16 protein-coding genes are annotated in these 15,129 nt (G+C 58.1%); 9 read left to right on the top strand and 7 right to left on the bottom strand.

The features are described from left to right. Nucleotides 1-38 precede the first annotated feature (38 nt). Nucleotides 39-671 (bottom strand): cAMP-activated global transcriptional regulator CRP, encoded by a 633-nt coding sequence (gene crp, locus ECL_RS23630; RefSeq protein WP_000242758.1) that lies wholly within the window; start codon nucleotides 669-671, stop codon nucleotides 39-41. Nucleotides 672-981: 310 nt separating this feature from the next. On the opposite strand from crp, the gene ECL_RS23625 reads away from it, so the two are divergent. Beyond that, nucleotides 982-1,386, top strand: coding sequence for an OsmC family protein (locus ECL_RS23625; RefSeq protein ID WP_044157703.1), 405 nt, complete (start codon nucleotides 982-984; stop codon nucleotides 1,384-1,386). Nucleotides 1,387-1,481: 95 nt separating this feature from the next. On the opposite strand, the gene ECL_RS23620 is transcribed toward ECL_RS23625, so the two are convergent. The 4 genes from ECL_RS23620 to ECL_RS23605 all read right to left on the bottom strand — a co-directional run bounded on the left by ECL_RS23620 (nucleotide 1,482) and on the right by ECL_RS23605 (nucleotide 4,879). After that, a complete protein-coding gene (locus tag ECL_RS23620) occupies nucleotides 1,482-2,555 on the bottom strand; it encodes an IS4 family transposase (RefSeq protein WP_237707063.1) in 1,074 nt (357 codons plus the stop codon). Between the two features lie 186 nt (nucleotides 2,556-2,741). Next, nucleotides 2,742-3,611, bottom strand: a complete 870-nt coding sequence (locus tag ECL_RS23615; RefSeq protein WP_013099054.1) for a phosphoribulokinase — start codon at nucleotides 3,609-3,611, stop codon at nucleotides 2,742-2,744. Nucleotides 3,612-3,641: 30 nt separating this feature from the next. Then, on the bottom strand, nucleotides 3,642-3,860 hold the full coding sequence (locus tag ECL_RS23610; RefSeq protein WP_013099053.1) for a YheU family protein: 219 nt from the start codon (nucleotides 3,858-3,860) through the stop codon (nucleotides 3,642-3,644). Next, complete coding sequence (locus ECL_RS23605; RefSeq protein ID WP_013099052.1) at nucleotides 3,857-4,879, bottom strand: hydrolase; 1,023 nt, start codon at nucleotides 4,877-4,879, stop codon at nucleotides 3,857-3,859. The genes ECL_RS23610 and ECL_RS23605 overlap by 4 nt, the downstream gene beginning before the upstream one ends. Nucleotides 4,880-5,107: 228 nt before the next feature. On the opposite strand from ECL_RS23605, the gene mdcA reads away from it, so the two are divergent. From mdcA to mdcH, 8 genes are all read left to right on the top strand, one after another. Beyond that, a complete protein-coding gene (mdcA, locus tag ECL_RS23600; protein WP_013099050.1) occupies nucleotides 5,108-6,763 on the top strand; it encodes a malonate decarboxylase subunit alpha in 1,656 nt (551 codons plus the stop codon). Further along, nucleotides 6,763-7,620 carry a triphosphoribosyl-dephospho-CoA synthase gene (locus tag ECL_RS23595; RefSeq protein ID WP_013099049.1) on the top strand — a complete coding sequence of 286 codons (858 nt, stop codon included), beginning with the start codon at nucleotides 6,763-6,765 and terminating at the stop codon, nucleotides 7,618-7,620. The genes mdcA and ECL_RS23595 overlap by 1 nt, the downstream gene beginning before the upstream one ends. A 9-nt stretch (nucleotides 7,621-7,629) precedes the next feature. Then, entirely contained in the window at nucleotides 7,630-7,929 is a 300-nt protein-coding gene (mdcC, locus tag ECL_RS23590) for a malonate decarboxylase acyl carrier protein (protein WP_013099048.1), read from the top strand. Continuing rightward, nucleotides 7,922-8,755: a biotin-independent malonate decarboxylase subunit beta gene (locus ECL_RS23585; protein WP_013099047.1), complete on the top strand. Its 834-nt coding sequence runs from the start codon at nucleotides 7,922-7,924 to the stop codon at nucleotides 8,753-8,755. The genes mdcC and ECL_RS23585 overlap by 8 nt, the downstream gene beginning before the upstream one ends. Further along, nucleotides 8,755-9,555: a biotin-independent malonate decarboxylase subunit gamma gene (gene mdcE, locus ECL_RS23580; protein ID WP_013099046.1), complete on the top strand. Its 801-nt coding sequence runs from the start codon at nucleotides 8,755-8,757 to the stop codon at nucleotides 9,553-9,555. The genes ECL_RS23585 and mdcE overlap by 1 nt, the downstream gene beginning before the upstream one ends. Before the next feature lie 123 nt (nucleotides 9,556-9,678). After that, the gene (locus ECL_RS23575) at nucleotides 9,679-10,638 is read left to right on the top strand and encodes an AEC family transporter (RefSeq protein ID WP_013099045.1); all 960 of its coding nucleotides are present in this window, start codon (nucleotides 9,679-9,681) and stop codon (nucleotides 10,636-10,638) included. A 2-nt stretch (nucleotides 10,639-10,640) separates the two neighbouring features. Further along, on the top strand, nucleotides 10,641-11,258 hold the full coding sequence (locus ECL_RS23570) for a malonate decarboxylase holo-ACP synthase (RefSeq protein WP_013099044.1): 618 nt from the start codon (nucleotides 10,641-10,643) through the stop codon (nucleotides 11,256-11,258). Then, a complete protein-coding gene (gene mdcH, locus ECL_RS23565) occupies nucleotides 11,258-12,154 on the top strand; it encodes a malonate decarboxylase subunit epsilon (RefSeq protein WP_044157699.1) in 897 nt (298 codons plus the stop codon). Before ECL_RS23570 ends, mdcH begins: the two co-directional genes overlap by 1 nt. Nucleotides 12,155-12,216: 62 nt before the next feature. On the opposite strand, the gene ECL_RS23560 is transcribed toward mdcH, so the two are convergent. Continuing rightward, nucleotides 12,217-13,149, bottom strand: a complete 933-nt coding sequence (locus ECL_RS23560) for a LysR family transcriptional regulator (protein ID WP_013099042.1) — start codon at nucleotides 13,147-13,149, stop codon at nucleotides 12,217-12,219. A 15-nt stretch (nucleotides 13,150-13,164) separates the two neighbouring features. Further along, entirely contained in the window at nucleotides 13,165-15,069 is a 1,905-nt protein-coding gene (locus tag ECL_RS23555) for an ABC transporter ATP-binding protein (RefSeq protein WP_013099041.1), read from the bottom strand. Nucleotides 15,070-15,129 lie beyond the last annotated feature (60 nt).

Here is a 15,129-nt window from a genome sequence, read left to right as displayed (position 1 = left end):
GGCGTGACACCTTGCGATGGCACGCCGTTTTATCGGGATTAACGGGTTCCGTAAACCACGATGGTTTTACCGTGGGCGGAGATCAGGTTCTGATCTTCCAGCATTTTCAGGATACGGCCCACTGTTTCACGGGAGCAACCGACGATCTGACCAATTTCCTGGCGGGTAATTTTAATTTGCATGCCGTCAGGGTGGGTCATAGCGTCTGGCTGTTTCGCCAGGTTCAGCAGGGTCTGCGCGATACGGCCGGTCACGTCCAGGAAGGCGAGGTTACCCACTTTCTCTGATGTCACCTGCAGACGGCGAGCCATCTGCGAAGAAAGACGCATCAGGATGTCAGGGTTAACCTGAATCAACTGACGGAATTTCTTGTAGGAAATTTCAGCCACTTCACATGCTGTCTTTGCACGAACCCAGGCGCTACGTTCCTGGCCTTCTTCAAACAGGCCCAGTTCACCGATAAAATCGCCCTGGTTCAGATAAGAAAGGATCATCTCTTTCCCTTCTTCATCTTTGATCAGCACTGCCACCGAGCCTTTGACGATGTAATACAACGTTTCCGCTTTTTCACCCTGGTGAATCAGCGTGCTCTTCGATGGGTACTTATGAATGTGGCAATGAGACAAGAACCATTCGAGAGTCGGGTCTGTTTGCGGTTTGCCAAGCACCATGCGCTGTTATCCTCTGTTATAAGCTGTCACCAGAGTCATAAGATGCATCCGGACTCTGGGGTTGCAATCGAATTCTTACCCATACCTGGGAAGTCGGCTGTCGTAACGTTTCGCAGCCAGTAAAGTTTGATGTCCTCTGCATACATGTGTAACGTCAATGTATTACTGTAGCATCCAGAGTGTTTTAGCATAGCTTTCGCCGCGTGTCTCCTGGTGTCTCGCTTCAGCATGACGCAGGTCGCCTTCCATTGCGAGAAATGTAACGCACGCGTAATCTGTCACCAAAAATGCAACGTTGGAGCTAATGAATATGCAAGCGCGCGTGAAATGGGTAGAAGGTTTAACGTTCCTGGGCGAGTCCTCGTCGGGACACCAGATTTTGATGGACGGTAACTCCGGCGATAAAGCACCCAGCCCAATGGAAATGGTGCTGATGGCGGCAGGTGGATGCAGCGCGATTGACGTGGTGTCGATTCTGCAAAAGGGCCGTCATGATGTGACCGACTGTGAAGTCAAGCTCACGTCAGAACGTCGCGAAGAGGCGCCACGCCTGTTCACGCACATTAACCTGCATTTTGTTGTCACCGGGAACGCGCTGAAAGATGCTGCCGTCTCACGCGCGGTGGATCTGTCTGCGGAGAAATACTGCTCTGTGGCGTTAATGCTGGAGAAAGCGGTAAAAATTACCCATTCGTATGAAGTGATCGAGGCGTGATTGATGGGGCATCGTGCGTGTTGATGCCCTCACCCTAACCCTCTCCCACCGGGCTGAGGGATCCCCAGTAATATGGTCATGCCACCATGACCATATTACTGGTACTCTTTTCCCAGCTTTTTCATCTCGTTAACTATATTCAGCCGTCTCACTTTTCCTGGCTCATGCCGGATGACTTCTTCTGCCAGACTCAGGTATGACAGAACCCGTCTGTGCCTGATGCTGCTTGCCTGATAGTGCCAGTGTAAACACTGCCTTTCTGCCCTGTAACCTGCCAGCCACATCACCAGGCTTGCCATTGCCGCGACCATATTCAGCACTTCCAGTCGCCCTTTTCCCTGACTCCGGCTCAGCCTCAGACCGAACCCGAAGCGTGGACTTTTGTCGTCCCGGAAGTTTTGTTCTATCTGCATTCTGCGGCTGTACAGGGCCATTATCTGGTGCGGCTCCAGTCCCTCTGCATTACTGAACAGCAGCCAGGGCTCCCGCGCGCTACTGCGGTGTTCCCGCTGTGTTTTCGGCATCCCCCCTTTTCCCTGACGCCCTGCGTCAGGGCGCTTATGCAGATAGAACCGGCCGTAACAGGGCGTTCGTGGTTTACGGGACAGGACACCGTAACCCACGCAGACCGGTTGTCCGGTAGCCTCAAGCTCACTGATTTTCATCCACTTTTTATCTCCGTCCAGCCGGAAGCTGATGCAGCCCCTGACCCTGCCGGTGAAGCTCCAGCCCAGCTGGCTGACATGCCGGAACCAGTCTGTCCGGAAGCCTGCATCCGTAATGATGGTGACGGCTTTATCTTTCGGGATGGCATCATGCAGGCGGTCAAGGAAGCGGCACTGTACATCGCTGTTCTGCGCCAGCTCTGCGGGGACAACCTCACTCATAAGCGGCAGTGAGCGACCATTACAGACCAGGCTTGCCCGCAGAAGATACCAGTTCCTGTCATGCCAGCCTGTCCAGTCGACAGCAATCACACAGAAGGGCATCAGGGAGGTGATGGTATGTGTGAGCAGGTGCTGAATACGGGGAATATCCCGGTGAAGGGCGGTATTACCCAGGGCACGGTCAACACGTTTAATTTTATTTTTGACGTGCGCCCTGCCGGGAAGAGAGCGACCAAGGCTGGTCAGGGTCAGATCCGCACCGTGCGTGAGGGCAACTGCCATGGAAACAAGAACATTAATCCGGAAGCTGTGAACGTCCGGTAAAGACGCGGAGAAAAATTTCTGGCAGACTGTCTGTAAAGGCACGATGAGGTCTCTTCTGATTTGTTAGCGCAACCAGTAGATCACACTTCATCGTGCTTTTCATTTTTCTGGGGAACCCTCAGCCCACCGGGAGAGGGAATATGATTATGCGATCTGTTTCCCTTCCATCAACCGCTGCACCAGCGGCGTCATGATCAGCTCCATCGCCAGCCCCATTTTTCCGCCGGGCACCACTAACGTATTCATGTGAGAAATAAACGAGCCCTGCAGCATCGCCAGCAGCCAGGGGTAATCGATGCCGTCGAGATTGCGGAAATGGATCACCACAAAGCTCTCATCCAGCGACGGGATACTTTTGGCCGCGAACGGGTTGGAGGTGTCCACCGTCGGCACACGCTGGAAGTTGATGTGGGTGCGGGAAAACTGTGGTGTCAGATAATTGATGTAATCTTCCATTGAGCGCACAACCGAATCCATCACCGCCTCGCGTGAATGGCCGCGCTCGCTGATGTCTCGCGTCAGCTTCTGGATCCACTCCAGGTTCACGATTGGCACCACGCCGACCAGCAGATCCACATGTCGCGCCACGTCGTGATGCGGCGTCACCACGCCGCCGTGCAATCCTTCGTAAAACAGCACGTCGGTAGGTTCCGGCAGCGGCTGCCAGGGAGTAAAGGTGCCCGGGACCTGATTCCAGGGAACGGCTTCGTCGTAGGTGTGCAGATACTTGCGGGACTGGCCTTTGCCGCTTAGGCCGTACTCCTGAAACGTTTGCTCCAGCAGGCCGAAGTCATTGGCCTCCGGGCCGAAGTAGCTGATGTGTTTGCCTAAATCACGCGCTTTGCGGATGGCCATATCCATCTCCGGGCGCGTATAGCGGTGAAAGCTGTCGCCTTCGACCTCCGCCGCGCGGAGATTCAACTGGGCGAAAATCTTGCGAAACGCGAGGCTGGTGGTGGTGGTTCCCGCACCACTCGACCCCGTAACGGCAATAACCGGATGTCTGGCAGACATAGCAACTCCCTGACTGGAAAGGTTGAAAGATCAGCCGTGAAACGCGTTGCGGGGCATGATATTGACCGTCTCATGCAGTTCAGACCACACCAGCACCACGTCGCCGCTTTTAAGCTGGCGTTTAACATCGTTGACCTTTTGCTCAAGCGAGCGTTCATGTTCACCATAATCGGTGCCTTCACGCAAGACAAAGCTTTCAATCAGATTATCGAGCGTTTCGGGCGCCAGATCCTGCCAGGGGATAATCATGTTGCACCGTCCAGGTAAGGGGTTAACCAGTCAGGAATGCGCGTCTCCAGCCACATTTTCGGGCGACGCAGCGTTCCGCCGACAAACCCCACGTGACCGCCGTGCTCGGTCAGCTGGTAGTGAACGTTGTCGGGCAGAAATTCCTGTGCAGGGATGGAGTGATGATCCATAAACGGGTCATCTTTCGCGTGAATGATCAGCGTCGGCTGAGTGATCTTGCTGAGCAGCGGCATGGCGCTGCACTGACGATAGTAGTCAATGGCATCGGCGAACCCATGAATTTTGGCGGTGATCAGGTCGTCGAACTCACGAATGCGGCGGACCTTTTTCAACTGACGCAGGCTTACTGGCAGGGTATCCGGATAGGCCTTCAGCTTGCGCGCCGCATTGGCTTTTAGCAGGTTGAGCAGATAGCGCTGATAGACCCGGGAAAAGCCTTTCTCCATGTGGTAGCTGCACTGTTCCAGCATGAAGGGGGCAGAGACAATCACCGCGGCATTCAGCGGTACCGCGTCTCCCTCTTTGGCCAGCAGACAGGCCAGCATATTTCCGCCGAGCGAATAGCCCACCGCCGCCGTCGGCACGGTGCCGAAATTATCCCGCAGCCAATGCAAAAACCAGGTGCCATCTTCGGTTTCGCCGGAGTGATAGATGCGTTTCTGGCGATTCGGCTCGCCGCTGCATCCCCGAAAATGCATTACCACGCCCAGCCAGCCGCGCGCTTTTGCCGCCTGGATTAACCCATGGGCATACGGGCTGTGCAGGCTGCCTTCCAGACCATGAAACACCACCAGGCGGGGTTTATGGCGCGCCTGTTCGGGATCTTCGCTCCATGCGAGATCCAGAAAATCACCGTCCGGCAAATCCAGCCTCTGCCAGTGCGGAGTGAACTGCACCTTGCGGCGGATCAGGCGCGGCAGCATGGTCTGCAGGTGGCAGTTGGCCACGCCGCGCATGGGCACGAAATCAGTGCTGTCTTCGGCGGTGAGGTCGAAGTCTGAGGGAATGATTTGGGTCATAAGGGCGATGCTGATTCTTGTCAGAAATTTACTATACCTTCCGAATTGTACCCCGTTTAGCCTGGTTTTCCGAAGCATGAACTGATCCCGATCACAAATATTTACCTTGATTATTACTCTCAGGCTAATGATTCCACTCTACGCTTAATTGATGCCTTTTCCGCCAGGGTGCAGACTTTACTCAGCGTTAAGCAAATCAAAATGATGTGCTGAATCAGGAGGTTAATAATGTTATCTGGGCAAATACCCACCCGGCAATGGAACACCCGACGCAGCGAAAAAGCGCGTCGTCTGGCCTCCGTACCGGTGCAGGGCAAGGTTCTGCCAACCGGCGACCTTGTCGCCATGCTGGAAAAGCTGATCGCGCCAGGCGATAAAGTCGTTCTGGAAGGCAACAACCAGAAGCAGGCGGATTTTCTTTCCCGCTCGCTGGCCGAAGTAAACCCGCAAATTGTGCATGACCTGCACATGATCATGCCTAGCGTTGGCCGCAGTGAACATCTGGATATCTTTGAGAAGGGCATTGCCCGTAAGCTGGACTTCTCCTTCTCCGGCACGCAGAGCCTGCGCATCTCCCAGCTGCTGGAGGATGGTCAACTCGAAATCGGTGCTATTCATACCTATATCGAACTGTATTCGCGTCTCTACGTCGACCTTTCACCAAACGTGGCGCTGATCGCCGGGTTTAAAGCAGACCGCAAAGGCAATCTCTACACCGGGGCAAGTACCGAAGATACCCCAGCGCTGGTGGAGGCCGCCGCGTTCCACGATGGCATCGTCATCGCACAGGTTAACGAGCTGGTGGACGATGAATGCGACCTGCCGCGCGTTGATATCCCAGGCTCCTGGATTGACTACGTGGTGGTGGCCGACAAGCCATTCTTTATCGAACCGCTGTTTACCCGCGACCCGCGCCTGATCAAACAGGAACATATCCTGATGGCGATGATGGCCATCAAAGGCATCTACGCTGAACACCAGGTGCAGTCTCTGAACCACGGGATCGGTTTTAACACCGCGGCAATTGAGCTGCTGCTGCCCACCTACGGTGAACAGCTCGGCCTGAAGGGCAAAATCTGTAAACACTGGACGCTGAACCCGCATCCGACGCTGATCCCGGCGATTGAAAGCGGATGGGTGGAGAGCGTGCACTGCTTCGGCGGCGAACTGGGGATGGAAGAGTACATCCGCGCCCGTCCGGACGTGTTCTTCACCGGTGCTGACGGCTCCATGCGCTCCAACCGCGCCTTCTGCCAGCTGGCGGGCCAGTACGCGGTGGATATGTTTATCGGCTCAACCCTGCAGGTGGATGGTTACGCCAACTCCTCAACGGTGACCCGCGGTCGTCTCTCCGGCTTCGGCGGCGCGCCGAACATGGGCCATGATCCACACGGCCGTCGCCACGCCACTCCGGCCTGGCTGAACATGATCACCGAACCCGACCCGATGCAACGCGGTAAAAAACTGGTCGTGCAGATGGTGGAAACCTTCCAGGCGGGCGTGAAGCCCACCTTCGTGGAAAAACTGGACGCCGTTGACGTGGCGAAAGCCTCCGGCATGCCGCTGGCACCGGTGATGATTTACGGCGATGACGTCACCCACGTGCTGACGGAAGAGGGGATTGCCTACCTCTACCGGGCAAAAGATCTGGAAGAGCGTCGCGCCATGGTCGCCGCCGTGGCGGGTATCACCGATATCGGTCTGGGCGTGGATGCCAGACGCGTGGCGGAACTGCGCCAGAGCGGCAAGGTCGTGTACCCGGAAGACATGGGGATTCGCCGTACCGATGCCACCCGCTCTCTGCTGGCGGCGGGCAGCGTGGCTGACCTCGTTGAGTGGTCCGGCGGTCTCTACAACCCACCTGCGAAATTCCGGAGCTGGTAATGACACTACTGCCCCAGATTCAGGTTGAAGGCGGTGCCGAATGGCTGGCGCGAACCGCCACGCAGTGTCTGATTGACGAAGCACGCTTAAGCCCGAAACCCGGTCTGGTGGACAGTCGGGGGAACGGCGCGCACCACGATTTATCGCTTGCGCTGATGGAGCGCTCCGCGCACAGCCTGACCTCCACGTTTCAGGCGCTGGCGCAGCAGAGCTGGCAGCGTCCGGCGGATATTGCCCTACGGCAAACCGTTGGCCGCCTTGGCCGTGAAGGCGAACGGCAGATGATGATCGCCACCGACGGCGTGAATACGCACCGTGGCGCAATTTGGGCGCTGGGACTGCTGGTGAGCGCGGTGGCGATGCTGGGCGGCGATGCCCGCGCGCAAACCGTCGCTAACACCGCCGCACAGCTGGCGAAACTCCCGGACGACGCGGCACCGAAGGTGTTCAGTAAGGGGTTACGTGCCACGCACCGCTACCGCGTACCTGGCGCGCGGGAAGAGGCTCAGCAGGCGTTTCCGCACATCATGCAGCGCGCGCTGCCGCAGCTTCGCCTGAGCCGCCTCAACGGCAGCAGCGAAACAAACGCCAGACTCGACGCGTTGATGGCAATCATGACCTCGCTCACCGATACCTGCGTGCTGTCGCGCGCCGGAATGGAGGGGCTGGACGCCATGCAGAACGGCGCCCGGGCGGTACTGAATGCCGGAGGTTGCGCAACGCTCGCGGGGCAGCAGGCGCTGGCGCGGTTAGATCGCCAGATGCTGACGCTCAATGCCTCACCGGGCGGTGCAGCCGACCTGCTTGCCGCCACGCTGTTTCTTGACCGTGTCGAAACGCCCTATTCAAAGCATTAAGAGGATGTTATGGAAAAAATCACATTGACCATGCCAGCCAGCCGCACGTTAAGCGGCCGGGCGCTGGCAGGGGTAGTTGGATCCGGGGATATGGAGGTGCTGTTCACCGCCGAACCGGGCCAGACCTTAACCATTGATATCACCACCTCCGTCGACAACAGCCGTGGGCGCTGGGAGGCGTTATTCAGCCGCCTGGAGATCGTCAGCAGTCTGCCCGCAGGCAAGCTGACCATCCACGACTTTGGCGCGACGCCGGGCGTGGCGCGCATTCGTATCGAACAGGTTTTTGAAGGGGTGAGCCATGCGTGATGATAGCAGCTTTATCGAATTAAAAGCGCGCCAGCGTGCGCAGGCGTTGCTCGACGAGGGCAGCTACCGCGAGCTGCTGGATCCGTTTGCAGGCATTATCTCTCCGTGGTTGGGGCCACAGGGCATTGTGCCTCAGGCCGATGACGGCATGGTGGTCGCGAAAGGGACTATCAACGGCCAGCCTGCGGTCGTCGTGGCGATTGAAGGCGCGTTCCAGGGCGGCAGCATGGGCGAGGTCTCCGGCGCGAAAATGGCAGCAGCGCTGGAGCTGGCGGCGGAAGATAACCGCAACGGCATTCCGACTCAGGCGGTGCTGTGCCTCGAAACCGGCGGCGTACGCCTGCAGGAAGCTAACCTCGGCCTGGCGGCGATTGCCGATATCCACGCGGCGATTGTTGACCTGCGTCGCTACACGCCCGTTATCGGGATTGTGGCCGGAACCGTGGGCTGCTTCGGCGGGATGTCCATCGCGGCGGCGCTTTGCAGCTACCTGATTGTGACCCGCGAAGCGCGTCTGGGGCTAAACGGCCCGCAGGTTATTGAGCAGGAAGCGGGCATTGAAGAGTACGACTCCCGTGACCGTCCGTTTATCTGGAGCATGACCGGCGGTGAGGTTCGCTATCAGAGCGGGCTGGTGGACGCGCTGGTCGGCGACGGGGTGAATGCGGTGAAAGCCGCGATGAACGAGGCCATCGCCAAAGGCGTCCCGGCAAAACATCGCACCGATAACTACGACGATTACCTGAACCGCCTGATGAATTTCGACACCCGCAAGCAGGCCGATGCCGAACAGATTAACGCGCTTTTTGCCCGGGAGGTGAAATGATGAGTAACGCAATGAGCCGTGGCGAACGCTGGCTGGAAACCCTCGCCCCGAACGCCAAACGTATTGAGGGGCTGTGCCCGTCCGTGCAGGCGGCAGACGGCGAGCTGAACGGTGAAACGGTGCGTTTTATCGCCGTAGTGCCGGATGCCAACAACCACTTCCCGCGCGCGGCGAAAGGGGAAGTCGGCCTGCTTGAAGGCTGGACGCTGGCGAAAGTGGTCAGCGAAACCGTCGCGGCAGATGCTGATAAAGCCGTTAAACGCCCGATTGTGGCGGTGATCGACGTCCCAAGCCAGGCTTATGGCCGTCGCGAAGAGGCGTTTGGTATCCACCAGGCGCTGGCAGGCGCTGCGGCCGCCTACGCCAACGCGCGCCTGGCGGGTCATGCGGTAATTGGCCTGATTGTGGGTAAAGCCATGTCCGGCGCGTTTCTGGCGCATGGCTACCAGGCCAACCGCCTGATTGCTTTTAACGATAAAGGGGTGCTCATCCATGCCATGGGGAAAGCGTCTGCCGCGCGGATCACCCTGCGCAGCGTGGAGGCGCTAGAAAAACTGGCCGCCACTATCCCACCTATGGCGTATGACATCAGCAACTACGCCACGCTGGGGCTGCTCTCGAGCCTGCTGGATATCAGCAACCCGGATGCCCCATCCGATAGCGACCTGACGCTGGTGAAAACCACCCTGCAACAGGCCATCAGTGACGCTCGTCAGGATCCGACGCTGAAAAGCCGTCTGGGTGCTGACAATCGCCGCAGCTCGGCGCTCGTACGCGAACGTATGCGCGCCAGCTGGTAAGTAAAAAGAGACCTGCCAGATGCACAACCTCACGGGCGTATCCGTTACGCCCGTGCGGGAAACTGCATCCTGAAAATAATAATCATCGCGCCAGTGCTACTTCTTTTTAATCACAGGTGATTTATGACTTACGTAATTGTTCATGCTCTCGCACCGATTTTCGTCATCATGCTGCTGGGATTCTGGGCCGGTAAGGCAAAGATGGTCGATAACAAAAATGTTTCCCTGCTCAATATCTTCGTCATGGATTTTGCGCTGCCTGCCGCGCTGTTCAGCGCGACCGTGCAAACCCCGTGGACCGGTATCGTGGCGCAGTCGCCGCTGATCCTGGTACTGACTCTGGCGATGTGGATCACCTACGCAGCCATCTATTTCCTTGCCACGAAGGTCTTTAAAAAATCCCCTCAGGATGCGGCCGTGCTGACGCTCACCGTCGCGCTGCCAAACTATGCGGCGCTTGGCCTGCCGATTCTGGGCAGCGTGCTGGGTGAAGGATCTACCACGTCTCTGTCTGTGGCGGTCTCTATTGCCTGCGGGTCCGTGCTGATGACGCCGTTCTGTCTGCTGATCCTGGAGCGGGAAAAAGCGCGCGCTGAGGGCAATACCTCCGGCTCAACCCTCTCTATGCTGCCGGTGCTGATGTGGCGATCCATTAAAAAACCGATCGTGATGGGGCCTCTGCTGGGTGTGATTTTATCCGCCATCGGCATCACAATGCCGGAACTGGTCCTCTCTGCAATTAAACCGTTGGGGCTGTCTGCCACCGCTGCGGCGCTGTTCCTGACCGGGGTGATCCTCTCTGCCCGTAAGCTGCAGATCAACACCATGGTGATCACTTCCACCATCGCTAAGCTGCTTATCCAGCCAGCCATTGCCTGGGGTATCGTTTTAATCTTCGGTCTGCACGGCTCCGTGGCGATCACCGCCATTCTGATGATTGCGCTGTCTGCGGGCTTCTTCGGGGTCGTGTTTGGTAACCGCTTTGGCGTGCAGTCACCGGATGCAGAAGCGGTACTGCTGTTAAGCTCAGTCCTGTGTATCCTGTCGCTGCCGCTGTTTATCTCGCTGACTTCAGGAATGTAATCATGACCACAACATTACGCCCCCACGACCTCATCTGGCTTACCTCGCGCGACGCGCTGGAAGGTATTACTGAAACCTGGGTGGATGCCGCCTGGCATACCGGCCTGCCGGTGGTGGTGCGGCGTGATGTTGATAACGATGACCGAATCCCCGTTGGCGTGCGCGGACTGCGCCGCGACCAGCGGGCGGCCGGATGGGTGAAGCCCGGGAATGTGTTACGCGTGGTGTCACCTGAAGAGCTGTGCGTCACCGCCGATCTGCTGCGTTCGCCGTTTGTCACCGAGCCACCGGTTCAGGTGGCGTTACAGCTTGCGCAGCAGCCGTGGCCGTGGACGTGGGGCATAACCGGCAGCACCGGCTATGCCCTGGCGACCGGCATTCCGGTGATCCATGCCGACAGCGATCTTGATCTGCTGATCCGCGCCCCGCAGCCGATATCTCCCGACGCGTTTACCGCCTGGCAGTCGCAGTTGAGTGGTGCGCTGTGCCGGGCTGATACCCAGGTGGATACGCCAGAGGGCGGATTCGCGCTGGCGGAGTGGCTGCGCGATGGCAAAACGCTGCTGAAAACCCGCCGTGGGCCACGCCTGGTGGTTGACCCATGGCGCAGGGAGGAGTGATGAAAATACTGTTTACCTTTCCGGGGCAGGGTACGCAGCATGAAGGTATGCTGCAAAACCTGCCGGGAACGGAACTGGCTCAGGCGCGTGAGGTGCTGGGTGCCGAAGTTGATACGCTGGACAGTGCCGCCTCGTTAACCCATACCCGTGCGGTTCAGCTTTCCCTGCTCATTGCTGGCGTCGCATGGGCGCGCGAGCTGGAGCGACGTGACGTGTCGCCTGACATCGTCAGCGGTTTATCGATTGGTGCTTATCCCGCGGCGGTAGTAGCAGGGGCGCTGGAATTTACGGACGCCCTTAAGCTGGTGGCGCTGCGTGGCGACCTGATGGAGCAGGCTTGGCCCCACGGCTACGGCCTGACGGCCATCATGGGCTTAACCCTGCCGCAGGTGGAACAGCTTATCGAGGGTAGCGGAACGTATATTGCTAACCTGAATGCCGAAACGCAGATCGTCATTGCCGGATCCGATGAAGGGATGGCGCAGGTGGCAAAACGCGCCCTGGAAAAGGGGGCGAGCAAAGTGCAAAGGCTGGCAGTCAGCGTGCCATCCCATTGTGAACTGCTGGCGGAGCCGGCACAAAAGCTGGCGGCGGCGTTTGAGTCCGTCACGCTGGCTCGTCCACGCTGTGCGTACCTGAGCGGCAGCACCGGGCGCGTGCTCTGGCAGCCGGAAAAGATCGCGGACGATCTGGCGATGAACATGGCGCGTACGGTGCGCTGGCAGGAGGCGATGATTTCCGCTAACGAACGCGAAGCCCGGCTGGCGATCGAGATGCCGCCCGGTGGCGTCCTGACCTGCCTGACACGTCAGGCGGCGTGGGAAGGGGAGACCATATCACTCGAGCGCAGCGGTGTGGATGTGGCGGTGCATCTGGCAGGAAGGCTTCGTGCGTGAATTTTTAGCCCGGTGGCGGCTACGCCTTACCGGGCCTACGGGTTCGGTTGCCTTGTTTTGTATCACACACTTTCCTGCAGGCTGCGCGCATACATCCGCCCTTCGGCGGCTAATGCCCGCAGGCTCGGGTCCTGCTCGCGGTTGCGGGCGAACACAATCGCGATAAGCTGCTGCATCTGGTACGGTTCTGCCAGCTTCAGTAGCTGCACCGAATTTTCGTAGACCTTCTTCATCCTGCCCGGCATCAGCGTAAAGCCGACGCCCGCCTGAACCAGGCTGAGCATTGAGAAAATGTCATTCACGCGGGTGACGATTTCCGGTTCAAATCCGGCGATATGAAATGCTTCCTGGAACCCCGCATAGGTGGCAAACCCTTCTGCCAGCGAGACAAATTTCTGATCTTTGTAATCGCGTAAATCCGCCAGCCCGCTGGTATTCAGCGTGGCAGAGGCAGGCGCGGCCAGGAAAATGTCATCATGAAACAGGGGCAGGACTTCAAGGCTGTTGCGGTCGATATTGCTTTCGGAAATCGAGATGAGGATCGCGTCCAGCGTACCGTCGTCAAGCATATGCAGCAACGTATCGTTGGAGCCCATGGTCAGATCCATCTCCAGATCCGGGCGACGCAGCTTCATGCCCATGATCAGGCGCGGCACGGTTTCCAGCGTCAGCGAGTAGAGCGTGCCGACGCGCAACCGTCCCTGACCAATACCGGCGACTTTACGGGACTCTTCCAGCCCGCGCTCCATCACCTGCATAACCTCCTGACAATACTCCAGCAGCGTCCAGGCGGACGGAAGGGCAATCAGGTTACGTCCCTTATGGGTAAAGAGCGGACAGCGAACGTTCTCTTCCAGAGTATGCAGTGCACGATGCACGCTGACGCCGCTCAGACCCAGCGTTTCGGCAGTACGCGCGATATTGCCCTTCTCCATAAACGTCATGAAGATGCTGAGCTTACGGAATGTAATGTCGCTCGTGATATCGAAACCCATAACCCTCCCGGCGTGTCAGTCAGCCTGCAGCATCGCTTCCAGCTGTTCCTGGGCATCCAGCCATGCCATTTCGCACTCTTCGAGGCTGGATTTGGTCTTCGCCTGGGTTTGCAGACAGTCGGTCAGCTCCGCTTTACGGCTCTGGTCATACAGTTCGCTGTCGCCCAGCTTCTCTTCAACGGCGGCAAGCGTGGCGTTGAGCTTTTCCATCTCTTTTTCGAGACGGGCAATCTCTTTACGCAGTGGTTGAGTCTGAGTACGCAGTTCAGCTTCACGACGCTTCTGATCTTTACGCGCCTGCGCGCTGTTGGCGTTCTCTTTCGCCGACTCTTCCGGCTGGTTCTCTTGCTTCTGCACGTCCGTCAGCCACTGCTGATAGTCTTCCAGGTCGCCGTCAAACGGCTCGACTTTACCGTCGTGCACCAGATAGAGATCGTCCGTGGTGGAGCGGATCAGGTGACGATCGTGCGAGACCACAACCAGCGCGCCCTCAAACTCTATCAGCGCTTCGGTCAGCGCCTGACGCATGTCAAGGTCTAGGTGGTTGGTCGGTTCATCGAGCAGCAGCAGGTTCGGGCGCTGCCAGACGATCAGCGCCAGCACCAGACGCGCTTTTTCGCCGCCGGAGAAACGCTCTGTGTTTTCAGTGACCTTATCACCCTGGAAGCCAAAGCCGCCGAGGTAGTCGCGCAGCTTCTGCTCCATCTCCTGCGGCGCCAGACGCGCCAGATGCTGGATAGGGGATTCATCCGCGCGTAAAAATTCCAGCTGATGCTGGGCGAAGTAGCCAAGCTTGATGCCTTTCGCCAGACCGATTTCGCCGCTTACCGGGTTAAGCTCGCCCGCCAGCAGTTTGATGAGCGTTGACTTACCGGCACCGTTACGCCCCAGAAGACCAATGCGCGAACCCGGTACCAGGTTGAGTTTGATGGAGTCGAGGATGATGCGATCGCCGTATCCGGCGCTCACTTTTTCCATCTTCAGCAGCGGGTTTGGCAGGCTCTCCGGCTCGCGGAAGCTGAAGTGGAACGGGTTATCCACGTGCGCCGGGGCAATCATCTCCATGCGTTCCAGCATCTTGATGCGGCTCTGGGCCTGCTTGGCCTTTGAGGCTTTGGCCTTGAAGCGGTCAACAAAACTCTGCAGATGCGCCACGCGCTGCTGCTGGCTTTCGTACATCGCCTGCTGCTGGGCGAGGCGCGTTGCCCGCTGGCGTTCGAAAGAGCTGTAGTTTCCGGTGTATTCGAACATATTTTGCTGTTCGATATGAATGATTTTATCCACCACCGGATCGAGGAAGTCGCGGTCGTGGGAGATCAGAATCAGAGTGCCCTGATAGCTCTTGAGCCACTTCTCCAGCCAAATGACCGCATCGAGATCGAGGTGGTTGGTCGGTTCATCGAGCAACAGCAAATCGGAGCGGCAGATCAGCGCCTGCGCCAGGTTAAGACGCATACGCCAGCCACCGGAGAAGTCGCTGACGGGACGTTCAAGCTGTTCGTTGCTGAACCCCAGACCGTGGAGCAGGCTGGAGGCGCGGGAGCGAATGGTCCACGCGTCGATGGCGTCCAGCTTGCCGTGGACAGTGGCGATGGCGTGGCCATCGTTGCGCTCGTTGGCGGCGTTCAGTTCCGCTTCCAGCTTACGGTATTCACGATCGCCATCAATAACATAGTCGAGCGCCGGCTCACTCAGGGCGGGCGTCTCCTGGTTTACCCAGGCGAGCTGCCAGTTTCCCGGATAAGTAAAGTTACCGCCATCCGCGCTAATCTCGTTTTTCAGCAGCGCCAGCAGGGTGGATTTACCGCAGCCATTTTTGCCGACCAGACCCACTTTTTGACCTGGATTAATGGTGGCGGTGGCGTTATCCAGCAGGACGCGCACGCCGCGGCGAATTTGTAACGAGGAGAAAACAATCATAGAAGCGCCGTATGTTCCGACTATGTTAATTTGTCATTATGATAATGTAAGGTGTGGGCC

Origin of the sequence: Enterobacter cloacae subsp. cloacae ATCC 13047, assembly GCF_000025565.1 — a bacterium.
Lineage (GTDB): Bacteria > Pseudomonadota > Gammaproteobacteria > Enterobacterales > Enterobacteriaceae > Enterobacter > Enterobacter cloacae.
The sequence above is the reverse complement of the archived record's forward strand: the minus strand, read 5'-3'. Positions and strand labels throughout refer to the sequence as shown.

Excerpts from the sequence above, each read along its gene's own strand:
- crp (WP_000242758.1), bottom strand. The coding sequence starts at position 671 with ATGGTGCTTGGCAAACCGCAAACAGACCCGACTCTCGAATGGTTCTTG.
- ECL_RS23625 (WP_044157703.1), top strand. The coding sequence starts at position 982 with ATGCAAGCGCGCGTGAAATGGGTAGAAGGTTTAACGTTCCTGGGCGAG.
- ECL_RS23620 (WP_237707063.1), bottom strand. The coding sequence starts at position 2,555 with ATGGCAGTTGCCCTCACGCACGGTGCGGATCTGACCCTGACCAGCCTT.
- ECL_RS23615 (WP_013099054.1), bottom strand. The coding sequence starts at position 3,611 with ATGTCTGCCAGACATCCGGTTATTGCCGTTACGGGGTCGAGTGGTGCG.
- ECL_RS23610 (WP_013099053.1), bottom strand. The coding sequence starts at position 3,860 with ATGATTATCCCCTGGCAGGATCTGGCGCCCGAAACGCTCGATAATCTG.
- ECL_RS23605 (WP_013099052.1), bottom strand. The coding sequence starts at position 4,879 with ATGACCCAAATCATTCCCTCAGACTTCGACCTCACCGCCGAAGACAGC.
- mdcA (WP_013099050.1), top strand. The coding sequence starts at position 5,108 with ATGTTATCTGGGCAAATACCCACCCGGCAATGGAACACCCGACGCAGC.
- ECL_RS23595 (WP_013099049.1), top strand. The coding sequence starts at position 6,763 with ATGACACTACTGCCCCAGATTCAGGTTGAAGGCGGTGCCGAATGGCTG.
- mdcC (WP_013099048.1), top strand. The coding sequence starts at position 7,630 with ATGGAAAAAATCACATTGACCATGCCAGCCAGCCGCACGTTAAGCGGC.
- ECL_RS23585 (WP_013099047.1), top strand. The coding sequence starts at position 7,922 with ATGCGTGATGATAGCAGCTTTATCGAATTAAAAGCGCGCCAGCGTGCG.
- mdcE (WP_013099046.1), top strand. The coding sequence starts at position 8,755 with ATGAGTAACGCAATGAGCCGTGGCGAACGCTGGCTGGAAACCCTCGCC.
- ECL_RS23575 (WP_013099045.1), top strand. The coding sequence starts at position 9,679 with ATGACTTACGTAATTGTTCATGCTCTCGCACCGATTTTCGTCATCATG.
- ECL_RS23570 (WP_013099044.1), top strand. The coding sequence starts at position 10,641 with ATGACCACAACATTACGCCCCCACGACCTCATCTGGCTTACCTCGCGC.
- mdcH (WP_044157699.1), top strand. The coding sequence starts at position 11,258 with ATGAAAATACTGTTTACCTTTCCGGGGCAGGGTACGCAGCATGAAGGT.
- ECL_RS23560 (WP_013099042.1), bottom strand. The coding sequence starts at position 13,149 with ATGGGTTTCGATATCACGAGCGACATTACATTCCGTAAGCTCAGCATC.
- ECL_RS23555 (WP_013099041.1), bottom strand. The coding sequence starts at position 15,069 with ATGATTGTTTTCTCCTCGTTACAAATTCGCCGCGGCGTGCGCGTCCTG.